Source organism: Streptomyces sp. NPDC056503, from assembly GCF_042794995.1.
GTDB lineage: Bacteria > Actinomycetota > Actinomycetes > Streptomycetales > Streptomycetaceae > Streptomyces.
In genome coordinates, this window is sequence record NZ_JBHTST010000079.1 from 1 (window position 1) to 15,334 (window position 15,334).

Genomic DNA, 15,334 nt, shown 5'->3' on the forward strand with positions numbered 1-15,334 from the left:
GGGGGGGGGGGGGGGGGGGGGGGGGGCCGGGCGGGGGGGGGCGGGCCCCGGCGGGACCGTCAGGGGAAGGAGACGACGGTGGAGGGCACGGTCGAGGTGCCGGCGGGGATGGTGGACGCCCCGGTGTCGTTGATGACGTGGTTGTAATGGCCCATGCCGCCGAGGGAGACCACCAGGAGGCTGTGGAACTTGACGCCCGGCTTGACGGGCGCCTTGAAGCCGTGGTCCTGGACGATGGTCGAGTCCACGTTGTAGTTGCAGTAGCTTCCGAGGCCCCACGCCTCGTGGGTGTTCACCGAGTCGTCGACGCGGTAGGCGGCGTAGCCCTTGGTGGCGCCGTTCTGGATGGCGGCCTGGTTCGGGGCGTCGTACGCCTTCTCGTTCTGGTAGAAGACGGTGCGGCCGCGCTCGCCGTACCACTCGACGTCGTACTTGTTGAAGTGCTCGACGAAGAGGCCGGTGGCGAGGACGTCGTCGCCGTAGACGCGGACGCCGTAGTCGGCGCGGTTGGTCTCCCAGCCGACGCCGTCACCGTGGTCGGCGCGCCAGACCCAGGTGTGGTCGACGATGACGTCGTCGCTGTTGACGACCATGCTGGTGGTGGCCTTGCCGGGGCCGGCGCCGCCGATGCGGATGTAGACGTCCTGGACGGTCGTCGGGTTGGCGGCGTGGTCGGTGGCGGAGTTCTGCGGGCCGAGCTCCAGCAGGACCGGGGAGTTGACCGGTCCGGCGTCGACGAGGAAGCCGGCGAGGCGGACGCCGTCGACGTCGGCGACCTTCATGGCGGCGACGCCGTTGTCCGGGATGATCGTGGCGAGACCGAGGCCGAGCACGATGGTGTTCGCGCGGTTGATCTCGATCGGCCGGTCGACGTGGTAGACGCCGGGCGTGAAGAGCAGGTGCAGGCCCTGCTGGACGGCCTGGTTCATGGTCGCGGCGGTGGTGCCGGGCTTGACGACGTAGAACTGGGTCAGCGGGATCTTCTCGCCCTGCGGGGTGCCGTTCGCCCAGGTGGTGCCGCGGGCGTTGGTCCGCTTGGCCGGGGAGAAGACCTTGTACTGGTTGTCCTCCCAGATCAGGTAGGGCTTCTCGCGGGAGATCGGGGTGGTGTCCAGGGTGGTGTAGCGCGGCTCGGGGAAGGAGGTCGCGGGCGCGCCCTCGGTACCGGAGAAGGTCTGGTTCCAGACGCTGTTGGACCAGCCGCCGATCGTGCTGTCGCGGGTGTACCACTGCTGCTGCGAGTAGTTGCCGACCTGGCCGTCGATCTTGGAGTCGGCGATGTAGCCGCCGGAGGCCCAGCCGTAGCCGTTGGGGGCGAGGTTGAGGCCGCCCTTGACGTGCATGCGGCGGAAGGAGGAGGCCTGGGAGACGGCCCAGCGGTCGGTGCCGTTCACGGGGTTGAGGGCGAGGCCCTCGGCGCCGCGCCAGAAGTTCTGGGTGGCGTTGCCGTTGAACCAGCCGGCGTCGACGGTGACGTCGCCGTTGATGGTGGTGTCGTCGGGGCGGACGCCGAGGCCGGCGATCTGGGTGTAGAAGCCGAGCTGGGCGTTGAGGCCGTTGTACGTGCCGGGCTTGAGGAGGAAGGCGTGGCGGCCCGCGCCGAACTGGGCGGACTCCTGCTCCTGGAAGACGGCGTCGAGCTTGGCCTGGAGGCCGGGCGTGGACGGGTCGTAGACGTGCACGTTGGGTCCGAGGTCGCCGCCGCCGGGCAGCTGCGGGCCGGTGCCGTCGGTGGAGCCGTACACCTGGAACTCCCAGAGGGAGTAGCCGTATCCGGTGCCCCGGGTGAGGCCGTTCATCCGGACGTACCGTCCGCTGCCGGCGAGGGCGACCTCGTCGGTGCCGCCGTCGCCGGCGGAGACGGCGGTGACGGTGCGCCAGTCGGTGCCGTTGTCGGAGGCCTGGATCTCGTAGCTCTTGCCGTAGGCGGCCTCCCAGGTGAGGACGGCCCTGCTGAGCTGCCGGCTCGCGCCGAGGTCGACCTGGAGCCACTGGGGGTCCTGCCACTGGCTGGCCCAGCGGGTGCCGAGGTCGCCGTCGACCGCGGCGGAGGCGGGGAAGACGGCTCCTTCGAGGGTGGAGGCGGTGGCCGCCTTGCCCTGGGAGAGGAGGGTCTCGGCTGCCTGGGCGGCGGTCGTGGGGACGACCGCGAGCAGGGTGCCGGCCAGGGCGGCGACGAGGGCGCCGGCCGTGGAACGGCGGAGTGTGGGGGCGGGGCGCCGGCGGACCGGCGGGGACCCAACGGAGGACATGAGTCTCCTCGGTGATACGTGACGGACACATGGGAGAGCGCTCTCCGAAACCTTGCATGCGGGTGGAGCGGACGGTCAAGGCGTACGACACGACTTTTCTTTTGACTTGCATTAAGCATCGATCGCTTGGCGGGGGTGAGCACCGCCGACTTCCCCGCCACCGGACACGGCGCACCGATAAAGTGCGCGGATGGGGAATCGAGGACCGACGCTCGAGGACGTCGCGCGCGAGGCGGGGGTGTCGCGCGCGACGGTGTCCCGGGTCGTCAACGGCGTGCGGAACGTGGCTCCGGAGATCCAGGAGGCCGTACGCGAGGCGATCGCCCGCACCGGCTACGCACCGAACCAGGCGGCCCGCTCCCTGGTGACCCGGCGCACCGGCGCGGTCGCCCTGGTGCTGTCCGCGACCGGCGGATCGTTCACCGCGCGCCTCTTCTCCGACCCCTTCTTCGGGCGCGTCGTCGACGGCGTGCTCCCGGTCCTGCGCGAGCGCGCGGTGCAGCCCGTGCTGCTGGTGGCGGAGTCCGAGCCGGCCCGCGTGCAGCTGGTGGAGTACCTGCGGCGCGGCGGGGCCGACGGGGCCCTCGTGGTGCCGCTCGACGAGGACGATCCGCTGCCCGGGATGCTGGTCGCGGCCGGACTGCCCACCGCCCTCTTCGGCCGGCCGCGCGCCGGGGTCCGCTGCGACTGGGTGGACCTGGACAACACGGCGGGCGCCCGGCTGGCGGCCGAGCACCTGTGGGCGACCGGGCGACGGCGGCCGGCGACGATCGCCGCCCCGGTGACGGCGGCGACCGCGCGCGAGCGCCTGGACGGGTACGCGGAGGCGCTCGCGGCCCGGGGGGTGACGGACGTTCCGGTCGAACGGGGCCTGTTCACCGAGGAGAGCGGCCGGGACGCGATGGCCCGGCTCCTCGAACGGCACCCGGACGTCGACGCGGTCTTCGCCGCCAACGACCTGATGGCACGGGGCGCCTGCCGCCTCCTCGCCGAGCGGGGCGTGGCGGTGCCCGGTCGGGTGGCGGTCATCGGTTTCGACGACTCGGTGGCGGCACGGGCCGCCGCTCCCCCGCTCACGACCGTACGGCAGCCGGTGGAGGAGATGGCATCGGCGATGACCCGGCTGCTCCTGGCCCGGCTGGACGCGGGCGCGCCGGAGACCGGTTCGAGGGTCTTCGAACCGGTCCTGGTCGTACGGGAGTCGGCCTGACCCCGGCGCGCCCCACCCGGACGCCCCTCCAGGGCCCGGCGCACCGCCAGGGCGCGGCACGCCTCCGGGGCCGTCACGCCTCCGGGCTCGTCACGCCCCCGAAGCGTCCAGGACGGCGACCTGCCGCGTGACGCGTTCGGCGGACCAGGCGTCGAGCCAGCTCGCGAACTCCCCGTCGTAGGCGCGCGGGACGGACTCCACGCGCATCACGAGGGCGAGGTAGACGCGGTAGAGGGCCAGGCGGATCCGGGCGCCGGTGTCGAGGGTCAGGCCGGGCGCGACGGAGCGGTAGCCGGCCAGGAGATCGGGGTCGTCCTCGGCCGAGCCGAGCGGGTCGAGCCCGACGAACTCGGCCAGGGGGTCGCCGAAGAAGGCGCGCTCCCCGTCGATGAGGCCGTCCAGGCGCCAGGAGCCGTCGCCGGCCCGGCCGAGGACGAGGTTGCCCGCCCAGGCGTCGAAGTGGACGAGTGCGGGCCGGTCCACCTCGGCGAGCCGCCGGCGAAACCGGTCGGGCAGGCCGGCGAGGCGCCCGGCCGGGACGGGCAGGGTGACGCCGAACCGGTCCGCGTCGGCGAGGACGGCGTGGAACATGGCGGTGAACGCGCGGGGCCAGTCGGGCGCGGAGAGCCCGAGGGCGGGGCGCGGGTAGCCGTGGACGGGCCCGGTGACCGAGGCGACCCGGGCCAGGTCCTCCCCCAGCCGGCGGCGCAGCGCGGCGGTGTCGGCGGGGGTGAGGCCGGCCCGGGCGGCGTCCCAGGTGGTGCCGTCGAGGTAGGTGAGGAGCAGCCACTCGGCGGGGGTGCCGGCCCCGGCCGGCTCGTGGTGCAGGACCGTGGGGACCCGGGCTCCCGCCCGGGCGGCGAGACGGTGGAAGAGCGCCTCGGTGCCGAGCAGGTCCCGCTCGTGGGTGAGCGCGGGCGTGTCGGCCCTCGGGGCGGTCTTGAGGACGAGGCGCCTGCCGTCGTCGAGCTCGGTCAGGACGGCCGAGTTGTAGAGGCCCCCGCCGAGCGGGGTGCTCCGGACGACGGTCACCGGGCCGAGGGCGCGACGCAGCCGGGCGGCCACGTCGTCGGGGCCGGGGTGCGGGACGCCGGAGCCGCCGGAGCCGCCGGAGCCGCCAGAGTCGCCGGAGTCGCCGGAGTCTCCGGGCGCGGGATCGGCATGCGTGACGGCGACGGCGACGGTGACGGAATCGGAAGAGGGGTCGGGATCGGGATCGGGGGGCGGGGTGGCGCTGTCGGTCATGGGACCCTCCTCGTCCGCGGACGTCTGGGCGGGGCGTGCCGGCCGCCCCGCGCGGTCATGGGCGTCGGCGGTCAGCCGCGCAGCTCCCGGTGGGCGCGGATGAGTTCGGCGTACCTGCGGCCGCTGGTCTTCACGGTGCGCTTCTGGGTGGCGTAGTCGACGTGGACGAGGCCGAAGCGCTTGTCGTACCCGTAGGCCCACTCGAAGTTGTCCAGGAGGGACCAGGCGTAGTACCCGGCGAGCGGGGCGCCCTTGCGGACCGCGCTCGCGCAGGCGGCGAGGTGCTCCTCCAGGTAGCGGGTGCGCTCGGGGTCGTGGACGGCGCCGTCGGGGCCGGTGGCGTCGGGGAAGGCCGAGCCGTTCTCGGTGACGTACAGCTCGCGGACGCCGTACTCCTCGGTGAGGCGCAGCAGCAGGCTCTCCAGGCCCGCCGCCTCGATCTGCCAGTCCATGCCGGTGCGGGGCACGTCGGGGAGCCGGACCTCGCGGGCGTACGGGACGGGGCCCTGGGGGTCGTCGGCGACGGTGACCGGGAAGTAGTAGTTGAGGCCGTGCCAGTCGAGGGGGGCGGCGATCGTCTCCAGGTCGCCCGGCTTCTCCGGGAGTTCGACGCCGTACAGCTCGCGCATGTCGGTGGGGAAGCCGCGTCCGTACACCGGGTCGAGCCACCAGCGGTTGCTGTGCCCGTCCATGCGGCGGGCGGCCGCGAGGTCCTCGGGGCTGCTGGAGGCGGGCTCGACGGTGGAGTGGTTCGTCACGAGGCCGATCCGGGCGCCGGGGGCGGCGGCCCGTATGGCGGCGGTGGCGAGGCCGTGCCCGAGGAGCAGGTGGTACGAGGCGCGGACGGCGGCCGTCAGGTCGGTGAGGCCCGGGGCCATCCGGCCCTCCAGGTGGCCGATCCAGGCGGAGCAGAGGGGCTCGTTGAGGGTGGCCCAGCGGGTGACGCGGTCGCCGAGGCGGTCGGCGACGACGGAGGCGTACGCGGCGAGGTGTTCGGCGGTCTCGCGGGAGGTCCAGCCGCCCCGGTCCTGGAGGGCCTGCGGCAGGTCCCAGTGGTAGAGGGTGACGGAGGGGGTGATGCCGGCGTCGAGGAGGCCGTCCACGAGCCGGTCGTAGAAGTCGAGGCCGGCGGCGTTGACGGGCCCGTCGCCGCCGGGGAGGACCCGGGGCCAGGCGACCGACATCCGGTAGGTGTCGGTGCCGAGCTCCTTCATGAGGGCGAGGTCCTCGGGCCAGCGGTGGTAGTGGTCGCAGGCCGTGTCGCCGTGGTCGCCGTTGTCGATCGCGCCGGGGACGCGGGAGAAGGTGTCCCAGATGGAGGGGGCGCGGCCGTCCTCGGCGACGGCGCCCTCGATCTGGTACGCGGAGGTGGCCGTGCCCCAGGCGAAGGAGGGCGGGAAGGCCGCCAGGTCGATCGGGGCGGCGGTGGGGTCGGACACGGGGTGCCTTTCTGCGGAACGGGGCTGGGGAGTCGTCACTTGACCGCACCCGCGGTGAGGCCGGCGACGAGGTAGCGCTGGAGGAGGAGGAAGCCGACGACGACGGGGACGCTCACCACGAGGGAGGCGGCCATCACCTGGTTCCAGTAGACGTCGTTCTGGGTGGAGTAGCCCTGGAGCCCGACGGCGAGCGTGCGGGTGGTGTCGTTGGTCATGACGGAGGCGAAGAGGACCTCGCCCCAGGCGGTCATGAAGGCGTAGACGGCGACGGCGACGATGCCGGGCCGGGCGGCCGGCACGATCACGCGGAAGAGCGCGCCGATCGGGCCGCAGCCGTCGACCTTCGCCGCCTCGTCCAGCTCGCGCGGGATCGCGTCGAAGTACCCGGTGAGCATCCAGATGGAGAAGGGCAGCGAGAAGGTCAGGTAGGTGAGGATCAGACCTTCGCGGGAGCCGAAGAGGGCGAGGCCGGTGGCGTTGCCGATGTTGACGTAGATGAGGAAGAGCGGCAGCAGGAAGAGGATGCCGGGGAACATCTGCGTCGACAGGACGGTGACGGTGAAGACCCGCTTGCCGCGGAAGGAGTACCGGCTGACGGCGTACGCGGCGAAGATCGCGACGATCACGGAGCAGACGGTGGCGGCGCCGGCGACGACGATCGAGTTCACGAAGTAGTCGGCGAGCGGGATGGTCTCCCAGATGTCCGCGTACGGCCGCAGGGTGAGGCCGGAGGGGATCCACTCGAACTTCCCGGAGACGTCCTCCAGCGGCTTCAGCGAGCTGGAGACCATGACGTACACGGGCAGCAGGACGAAGCCGGTGAGGAGGGTGAGGACGATCCGCCGGGTCCAGAGGAAGGAGCGGGGCGGGGCCATCGGGGAGCGCGGGAGGGCCGGGCGCCCGTGGGCGGCGTCAGACATCGGAGGTCTTCCTTCCGCGGGTGGTGAGCAGGAGGTAGACGCCCGTGACGAGGAGGAGGAAGAGCAGCAGGAGCACGGACATGGCCGAGCCGGTGCCGAAGTTCCACGTCTGGAAGGACGACTGGTAGATGTGGAGCGAGATCAGGTCCGCGGCTTCCGGTGCCGCCTCGCCGAAGAGCACGAACGGCGTGTTGAAGTCGTTGAAGGTCCACAGGAAGAGGACCAGGACGAGGACCTGGTTGACCGGGCGCAGGGATGGCAGGGTGATGTGCCGGATCTGCTTCCAGATGCCCGCCCCGTCGAGGGCGGCGGCCTCGTACATGTCCCGGGGGATGTTCTGGAGGCCGGCCATGACGGTGAGGAAGGCGAACGGCCAGCCCTTCCACACCGAGACGACGAGCAGGGCCCAGAAGCTGTTGTCGCCGATGAGCCAGAAGGCGGGGCTGTCGCCGATGCCGAGCTGGTCGTGGAGGACGTGGTTGATGAGGCCGTTGTCGCGCTGGAACATGAACGCCCAGGTGATGACGGCGGCGTAGACGGGCAGTGCGTACGGGACGAGGAACAGGGTGCGCAGGATGCCCCGGCCGCGGAAGTTCTCCTGGAGGAGGATCGCGGCGGCCGTGCCGAGGAGCCAGCAGAGGCCGACCGACAGCGCGGTGAACTGACAGGTGGTCAGGAAGGACCTGAGCAGGGACTGCCCGACGGCCGCGTCGAAGTCGAGCGAGACCGAGAAGTTGTCCAGTCCGGACCACGGGGCGCTCGCCCAGTCGCGGATGTAGAACTGGGTGAGCTCCTTGAAGCTCATGGCGACGCCCATGAGCATCGGCACGAGGTGGACGAGGAGCTCGAGGACCAGGGCGGGCAGGAGCAGCACGTAGGGCAGTGCGAGATGGCGACGCCTGGAGCGGCGTGCGGTGCGCGCCCCTCCGGGTGTGGCCTTGCGCACCGCCGGCTCCCGTACGGGGGTGACGGCGGTCTGGGTCATGGGGCTGGTGCCTACTTCTTCGGCATCTGCTGCTGGGCCTTGTCGAGCTTGGCCTTGACGGACTCGGTGGTGACGGGCCGGCCGGCGGCGGCGTCGGCGAAGAGCTCCTTGACGGCGGTGCCGACGACGGTCTCGAACTGCGACTCCTCCGGGACCTGCGGGAGGGCGGCGGCGCTGGAGGCGAGGGTGTCGCGGATGACGGCGAGGGACGGGCCGGCGAAGGCCGGGTCCTTCTGCGCGGTCTTGACGGGCGGCACGGAGCCGTAGGTCTTGTTGAGGGCGGTCTGCTCCTCGTCGCTGGTCATGAACTTCACGAACTTCAGGGCGCCGTCGAGGTTCTTGGTGTTCTTGAAGACGGCCATGTTGATGCCGGCGACCATCGAGTTGGTGGCGGTGCCGGTGCCCGGCTTGCCGGAGGGGACGGGGGCGGGGACGACGCCCCACTCCTCCTCGGACATGCCCTGGGAGGCGAAGGTCTGGGACGGGGTCTGCCAGAGGACCATGCCCGTCTTGTCCTTGGCGAAGTCGCTGAGGGACTGGTTCTGGGCGTACTCGGCGTTGCCGGCGGCCACGATCTTGTGGGTGGCCATGAGGTCGACGTACTGCTTGACGGCGGCGACGGCGCCGTCGGAGGTGAAGTCGGGCTTGCCGTCGGCGGTGAAGAAGTCGGCGCCGTGCTGCTTGGCGAGGACGAAGACCTGGTGGATGTTGTTGGAGAGGTTGGAGCCCTCGACGCCGATGCCGGACTTGCCGTCCTTGCTGAGCTTCTTGCCGGCGGCGACCACCTCGTCCCAGGTCGTCGGCGGCTTGGCTATGCCGGCGTCCTTGAACATCTGCTTGTTGTAGTAGAGGGCGTAGGCCATCGAGTAGAGCGGGACGGCGGCCGGGTCCTGGCCGGGGACGCCGGTGGAGCCGAGGGCGGAGTCGACGAAGCGGTCCTTGCCGCCGATGGCGTCGAAGTTCTTCGCATCCCAGGGGAGGAGGGCGCCGGTGGCCTGGAGCGAGGCGCTCCAGGTGTTGCCGATGTTGAGGACGTCCGGGCCCTGGCCCGAGGTGGTGGCGGTGAGGATCCGGTTGAGCAGGTCGGACCACGGAACCACCTCCAGCTTGACCTTGATGCCGGTGCGGCGCTCGAACTCCTCCAGCTCGGGCTGGAGGACCTTCTTGTCGACCTCCAGGCTGGAGCCCTGGTTGGACGCCCAGTAGGTGAGGGTCTTCGTCGCCTGGCCGCCGCCGTCCTCTCCGCCGCCGCCACAGGCGGTCGCGGTGAGAACGAGGGAGAGGGTGACGGCACCCGTGACGGCGGCTCTGATTCTGCGCATGGCTCCTGGTCCCTTTCAGGGAAGGCGGGAGTACCGACAGGGGGAGCGCCCGGACCGCTCTCCACCGCGTCGGCTTAATTTAGGATGTGAGTTAAACCCCATGAGAAGGTCGCGTCAAGGCTTGTCGTGCGGGTATGTTGCAGCCGACGACTACGACGGACGGGGACGAGAGTGCACGCGAAGAGTGGCCGCACGGTGCGCGACCTGCGACGCGAGAACCGGACGGCGGTGCTGCGCAGGCTCTACTTCGAGGGCCCGATGAGCCGCCTGATGCTGGGCCCCGCGACCGGCCTCTCCTCCGGTTCGATCAGCAACGTGGTCGCGGAGCTGGTCACCGAGGGCCTCGTCGAGGAGGCCGGCAGCGTCGACTCGGCGGGCGGCCGCCCCCGCACCCTGCTGCGGATCGCGCCGGGCAGCGGCCACATGATCGGCGTCGACATCGGCGAGACCCGGGTCCGGATCGAGCTGTTCGACCTCGCCCTCACGGAACTGGCCCGCACGGAGCGCCCGTTGGCGACGTCGGGCCCGCGCACGGGCCGGTACGAGGTCGGCGTCGTCGTCGCCCACCTCCGGGACGGCATCGCGGAGGTCCTGCGCACGGCGGGAGTCCCCCCGGAACGGCTGCTCGGCGTCGGGATCGGCGTCCCCGGCATCGTGGAGCGCACCGACGGGAGCGGGGCGGTGGTGCACGGCCAGACGATCGGCTGGGACGCGGTCCCGCTGGAACGGCTGCTGCGCGAGGCCGTCGACCTGCCGCCGGAGGTCCCGTACCGCATCGAGAACGGCGCCAAGACCCTCGGCCAGGCCGAGATGTGGTTCGGCGCGGGGCGGGGCGCCCGCAGCGCCGTCGTCGTCCTCTTCGGCTCCGGCGTCGGCGCCTGCGTGGTCACGGACCCGCTGGGCCCGGGCCGGGCACTGGAGTGGGGCCACCTGACGGTACGGGTACGGGGCCGGCGCTGCCGCTGCGGCGCCCAGGGCTGCCTGGAGGCGTACGCGGGCGCCGAGGCGCTGCTCGAACGCTGGCGCGAGGCCGGCGGGAACCCGCCGGCGGGGGCCGACGAGGAGACGGCGCTCACGGCGATGCTGGCCGCGGCGTATCCGGAGGGCGACGGGGCGGCGGACGCGATCGCGCTCGCGGTGCTCGACGAGACGGCCGAGTACCTCGGTGCGGGCATGGCCGACCTGGTCAACCTCTTCCAGCCCGAGCGGATCCTCGTCGGCGGCTGGGCCGGGCTCCAGCTCGGCACCCGCTTCCTCGCCGTCGTGTCGGCGTACGCCCGCGCGTACGCGCTCCGCCACCCCGGTGACCGCACGGAGATCGCGCTGGGCACCCTCGGCCCCGAGGCGGTGACGGTCGGGGCCGGGCTGCTGCCGCTGGTCGACTTCTTCGCCCAGGGCGGCCGCCGGCCCGAGCGGGCGCCGAGCATCCCGGCGCCCGCCTGGCAGACCGCGCTGCGGGACCGGGTCTCCACCTGAGCCCCGGCCCGCGCCCGGCGGACTACGCGTAGGGGTCGAAGGCGATGCCGGCCGGCTTCGCCTTGGCCAGGTGGTCGGCGAAGCTGCCGTCCTTCAGGCCGAAGTGGGCGCTGCCGAAGTCGGCCTGGCTGAGCTTCTCGCGGAGGCCGGGCGGATAGCCGTTCCAGCCGACGAGCGCGGGGAACTGCCACGTGCCCTGGTGGTTCTCGGGCGGCTCGTCGTTGGTGTTGGCGGCGCGGAAGCAGTGGGTGGAGATGCCGTCCTTGTGGTAGACGACCTTCGGGTGGGTGCCGTCCCAGCGGATCCTGTCGCGGGCGTGGACGGTGAAGGAGCCGTGGTTCGAGGTGGAGACGTACTGGGCCTGCCCGTTCTGGATCCAGACGACGACGTGTTCCCAGTCGTGGCGGTGGCCGCCGAGCCCGCTGCCCCAGACGGCCTGGTCCTTCTCGAAGTACAGGCCGTAGAGGACCGCGCACCAGCCGTTGTCGCAGAGCGAGCGGGCGTAGCCGTTGGTGCCGGTCAGGTCCCAGGAGTCCCGGCACTGCCCGCTCACCGTGCCGGAGGGGTTGAGGCCGGGGTTGAGGGTGCCGTCGGGGCCTATCGCGGCCGTCGGGTAGCAGCCGTCGGTGTCGTAGTCGTACGCGGGCTGGTAGGTCCGCTCCAGGGCGTCCGCGTTCGCGGGAAGCGCGGGGGGCGGAGCGGCGAGGGCGCCGCCCGGGAAGGCGAGGAGGAGCGCGAGGGCGCTGCCGAGGACGGCTGCTCCCTTGGTGACACGGCGCGAGGTCTTCAACTCCGGCTCCCTGGTGGGGTCGAGGTGATGGGGGGTGAGGGGTCGCACCGTGCGCCAGGCGGGACGGACGACCGGGCCCTGACATGCCCATCCCAAGTCGGCCCCAAACGGCCGGCAACCGCCGGACGGCCGGGAACGTCCTGATCAGGGACGTCGGGGGAAGGCCGGGGGAAGGGCGGATGGACGTGGCGGGGCGCGAGGGAAAACCGGGCGTGCGGTGGCCGTGGCGGATCCGGCGCGCGCCGGGCGGCGGGCGCCGGCGCGGACGGCTGCTCGCCGTCCTCGGCCTGGCGACCGCCGGGGTGCTCGCGCTGCACCGCCGCGTGCCGAACACCCCGGGGCGGCTGGGCAGCCTGCTGGAGACGTTCCTCTTCTGGCTCGGCCCCTTCACCGCGCTCCTGCTCCTCTGCGCGGCGGCCCGGCGCAGCCGTACGGCCCTGGTCGCGCTGCTCGTCCCGGTCGTGGCGTGGACCGCCGCCTTCGGGCCGCTGCTGCTGCCGGCCGGGCCGCCCGGTGCCCGCGAGCTCACCGTGATCCAGCACAACGTCGCCGACGACAACGCCGACCCGGCCGGCACGGCCCGGGCGCTGGCCGACGGCGGCGCCGACCTGATCGCCCTCCAGGAGCTGGTCGATCCGGCGCTGGCGGTCTACCGCCGGGAGCTCGCGCCCCGCTACCCGTACCACGCCGTGCGCGGCACGGTCGGCCTCTGGTCCCGCCACCCGCTCGGCGAGACCCTGGCCCTCGACATCAAGCCGCCGGACATCGCCGAGCCGTGGCAGCGGGCGCTGCGGGCCGAGGTGCGCACGCCGTACGGGGAGGTGGCGGCGTACGTCGTCCACCTGCCGTCCGTCCGCCTCGGGCCCGCCGGCCTCGCGTCGGCCCGGCGCGACGAGAGCGCCGCCCGCCTGGGGCGGATCCTGGCGGCGGAGAAGTCCGCGCGGGTGGTCCTGGCCGGCGACCTGAACGGCACCGTCGACGACCGCGGCCTGGCCCCGCTGACCTCGCGCCTCGACGTCCCCGAGCGCGGCCTCGCCCTGAGCTACCCGGCCGTCCTCCCGGTGGCGCGGATCGACCAGGTCCTGGCCCGAGGCGGCACCGTGGCCCGGATCCGCACCCTCCCCGAGACGCGCAGCGACCACCTCCCGATCCTGGCCCGGATCGCCCTCGACGCGATTCCCCCGGCCGGAAGTTGATCGAAAAACGGCCATTGTTCGCGCGCGGGCCGGGCCCGCCGACAGCGCCCCCACCGGGGGGACACGCTTCCGGCGACCGTCCGGATCGTGGACACACCGGGTCGGCGACCTCGGTGATCCACGACCGGTCCGGCTTCCGGTTCCGCGACCGCACATCGGACACCGAACCGTCAAGCACTCGGAGGGGCGCTTGACCTGAAGCACACGCCCCCTGGTCCGCCCCTCGCGCTCCCTGTACCTTCCGTCCTGACCCCGCCGCCGACCGGGGTCACGCCCCCCACCTCCGGGCCATTCCCGGCCACGACCGCCCAGCGCATCGCCCGCCCCTCCACTCCCCCCGGTGGTTCCGCATGCCCGCTGTCCCCGCTCGGCCCCCCACCCCCCGTCTCCGGCGTCCCGGCTCCGCCGGGGTGTAGCCCTTCCGCCCGGCCGGTCGACCGCCGCCGGGCCGGATCCGCAGACACGGACGGCCGGCGCACCCGCCACCCGTCCGTCGTACGACCAGGCATCACCGGCCCGCGACACGACCGCGGCCGGGTCCGGACTCGGGGAAGACGGAGACATCGTGCGATTCCAACTGCTGGGGCCCCTGAGCATCACCGACGGACGGGACACCGTCGTGCTCCCGCCGTCCAAGCCGACGGCGCTGCTCGCCGCGCTGCTGGTCCGCCCGGGCTCCATCGTCTCCACCGACCGGCTGCGCGGGGCGGTCTGGGGCGAGGACCAGCCGCCCACCGCCAAGGCCGCGCTGCAGAGCTGCGTGCTGCGGCTGCGGCGGCTCTTCGCCAAGTACGGCATCGAGGACCAGGCCGTGGTGGCGGTGGCCGGCGGCTACCGCATCGACGCCGACGCCGGGAGCCTCGACCTGCTCCACTTCCGCCGGCTCGTCGAGCGGGCCGCCACCGGCGACCCCGGCTCCGAGCTGTACGAGCTGCGCGCCGCGCTCGCCCTCTGGCAGGGGCCCCTGCTCGCCAACGTGCCCTCCGAACTGCTCCACCGCGACGAGGTGCCGCGCCTCGCGGAGGAACGGCTGCGGGTCCTGGAGCGGGTCGTGGACATCGAACTGGAGCACGGTCGATGTCGCGAAGCCCTCGTCGATCTATGGGAGGTTACGCGCGTATACCCGGCGCACGAGCGGTTCGCCGAACAGCTCATGACGGCGCTCTACCGGCTCGGACGGCAGACGGAAGCGCTCGCCGAGTACCGGCGCATCAAGGAACAGCTCCGCGACCGGCTCGGCGTCGACCCCCGGGCCGAGCTGCGGAGGCTCGAACTGGCCATGCTGCGCGGCGAGGACCTCGGCCCCGACGACAGCGGGCGAGGACCGCTGTACCCGGTCGGGACCACCGTCGGGGCCACGGTCGGGACCACCGTCGGAACCGTCCTGGAGCGGACCGCGGAGCCCCGCTCGGAGCGGTCCGCCGGAGCCGTCCGCGCCACCGCTTCCGCGTCCCCGCCGGGAACCGCCACCGCGCCGCTGCCGACCGTGCCCGGCTTCACCGGCCGGGAGGACGAGGTCGACGCCCTGGTCCGGCTGCTGACCCGCGGCGAGGCCGACGGCGGCCGCGCCCCCGTGGCCGTCCTCTCCGGCGCCCCCGGCATCGGCAAGAGCGCCCTCGCCCTCCACGTGGCCCACCTCGTGGCCGACCGGCACCCCGGCGGCAGCGCCCTGGTCCAGCTCACCCACCCGGACGGCACCCCGCGCACGGCCGAGGAGGCCGCCGCCGAGCTGCGTCGGGCGCTGCCCGACGGGCCCCGTGCCGGGTCCGCCCTGCTCGTCCTCGACGACGTGGTCCACCCCGACCAGGTGCGCCCGCTGCTCACCGCGCACGCCGACGCCGCCGCGCTCGTCACCAGCCGCACCGGACTCGCCGCCCTGGTCGCCACCCACGGCGGGACCGTGCACCGGCTCGGCGCGCTCGCCCCGGCGGAGTCCCGCACGCTGCTCACCACCGCGCTCGGCCACGAGCGGATCGCCGCCGAACCGGCCGCCGCCCGGCGCCTCGCCGACGCCTGCGGCCACCATCCGCTCGCCCTGCGGATCGCCGCCGCCCGGCTGCTGACCCGGCCCCGGCTCCGGCTCGCGGACTACGCCGACTGGCTCGCCCACGATCCGGCGGGGCGCCTCAGCCTCTCCGACGACCCCCGCACCTCCGTGCCGCAGCGCCTCGACGAGGCCCTGGGCCGACTCTCCCCCGCCCTCGCCGAGGCCCATCTGCGCCTCGCCGCCTGCCCGTTCGAGCCGCTCACCGCGGAACGCGCCGCCGCCGTCCTCGACGTACCCGCCGAGACGGCCGAACTGATCCTCGAACGGCTCCTCGACGCCGGCTTCCTGGAGGAGGGCCTGCCGGGCGCCTTCCGGCCGCTCGCCCTGCTGCGGGCGCACGCCCGCCGGACCGCGGGCGCCCCCGCCGCACCCCCGCCGGCCCCACCGCGGCCGCCCCTGCCCGCCGCGCTGCGCTGACGGCCCCGTCCCCGCGCCCGCCCCGTTCCCGCCCC

At 73.5% G+C, this 15,334-nt stretch carries 11 protein-coding genes; 4 read left to right on the forward strand and 7 right to left on the reverse strand.

Features of this window, described 5'->3' with window-relative positions; translation table 11 throughout:
- Window positions 1-59 precede the first annotated feature (59 nt).
- Entirely contained in the window at window positions 60-2,252 is a 2,193-nt protein-coding gene (locus tag ACFQ8C_RS22810) for a discoidin domain-containing protein (protein ID WP_383460521.1), read from the reverse strand.
- 190 nt (window positions 2,253-2,442) lie between these two features.
- Here ACFQ8C_RS22810 and ACFQ8C_RS22815 point away from each other — a divergent pair, with 190 nt between their 5' ends.
- On the forward strand, window positions 2,443-3,462 hold the full coding sequence (locus ACFQ8C_RS22815; RefSeq protein WP_383460524.1) for a LacI family DNA-binding transcriptional regulator: 1,020 nt from the start codon (window positions 2,443-2,445) through the stop codon (window positions 3,460-3,462).
- A gap of 90 nt (window positions 3,463-3,552) precedes the next feature.
- Here the strand turns inward: ACFQ8C_RS22815 and ACFQ8C_RS22820 are convergent, their stop codons facing one another.
- The 5 genes from ACFQ8C_RS22820 to ACFQ8C_RS22840 all read right to left on the reverse strand — a co-directional run bounded on the left by ACFQ8C_RS22820 (window position 3,553) and on the right by ACFQ8C_RS22840 (window position 9,373).
- Window positions 3,553-4,707 carry a phosphotransferase gene (locus ACFQ8C_RS22820; RefSeq protein WP_383460526.1) on the reverse strand — a complete coding sequence of 385 codons (1,155 nt, stop codon included), beginning with the start codon at window positions 4,705-4,707 and terminating at the stop codon, window positions 3,553-3,555.
- Window positions 4,708-4,778: 71 nt separating this feature from the next.
- Window positions 4,779-6,146 (reverse strand): GH1 family beta-glucosidase, encoded by a 1,368-nt coding sequence (locus tag ACFQ8C_RS22825; protein ID WP_383460528.1) that lies wholly within the window; start codon window positions 6,144-6,146, stop codon window positions 4,779-4,781.
- Between the two features lie 35 nt (window positions 6,147-6,181).
- On the reverse strand, window positions 6,182-7,021 hold the full coding sequence (locus ACFQ8C_RS22830; RefSeq protein ID WP_383460572.1) for a carbohydrate ABC transporter permease: 840 nt from the start codon (window positions 7,019-7,021) through the stop codon (window positions 6,182-6,184).
- A gap of 37 nt (window positions 7,022-7,058) precedes the next feature.
- Entirely contained in the window at window positions 7,059-8,051 is a 993-nt protein-coding gene (locus ACFQ8C_RS22835) for a carbohydrate ABC transporter permease (protein ID WP_383460531.1), read from the reverse strand.
- 11 nt (window positions 8,052-8,062) lie between these two features.
- Window positions 8,063-9,373 (reverse strand): extracellular solute-binding protein, encoded by a 1,311-nt coding sequence (locus ACFQ8C_RS22840; RefSeq protein ID WP_383460533.1) that lies wholly within the window; start codon window positions 9,371-9,373, stop codon window positions 8,063-8,065.
- Between the two features lie 171 nt (window positions 9,374-9,544).
- Between ACFQ8C_RS22840 and ACFQ8C_RS22845 the strand changes: the two genes are divergently transcribed.
- A complete protein-coding gene (locus ACFQ8C_RS22845; RefSeq protein ID WP_383460535.1) occupies window positions 9,545-10,849 on the forward strand; it encodes an ROK family protein in 1,305 nt (434 codons plus the stop codon).
- Window positions 10,850-10,871: 22 nt separating this feature from the next.
- Here ACFQ8C_RS22845 and ACFQ8C_RS22850 read toward each other — a convergent pair whose 3' ends face one another.
- Entirely contained in the window at window positions 10,872-11,639 is a 768-nt protein-coding gene (locus tag ACFQ8C_RS22850; protein WP_383460537.1) for an NPP1 family protein, read from the reverse strand.
- A gap of 179 nt (window positions 11,640-11,818) precedes the next feature.
- Here ACFQ8C_RS22850 and ACFQ8C_RS22855 point away from each other — a divergent pair, with 179 nt between their 5' ends.
- A complete protein-coding gene (locus ACFQ8C_RS22855; protein ID WP_383460539.1) occupies window positions 11,819-12,835 on the forward strand; it encodes an endonuclease/exonuclease/phosphatase family protein in 1,017 nt (338 codons plus the stop codon).
- Between the two features lie 565 nt (window positions 12,836-13,400).
- A complete protein-coding gene (locus ACFQ8C_RS22860) occupies window positions 13,401-15,299 on the forward strand; it encodes a BTAD domain-containing putative transcriptional regulator (RefSeq protein WP_383460541.1) in 1,899 nt (632 codons plus the stop codon).
- Window positions 15,300-15,334: the final 35 nt, after the last annotated feature.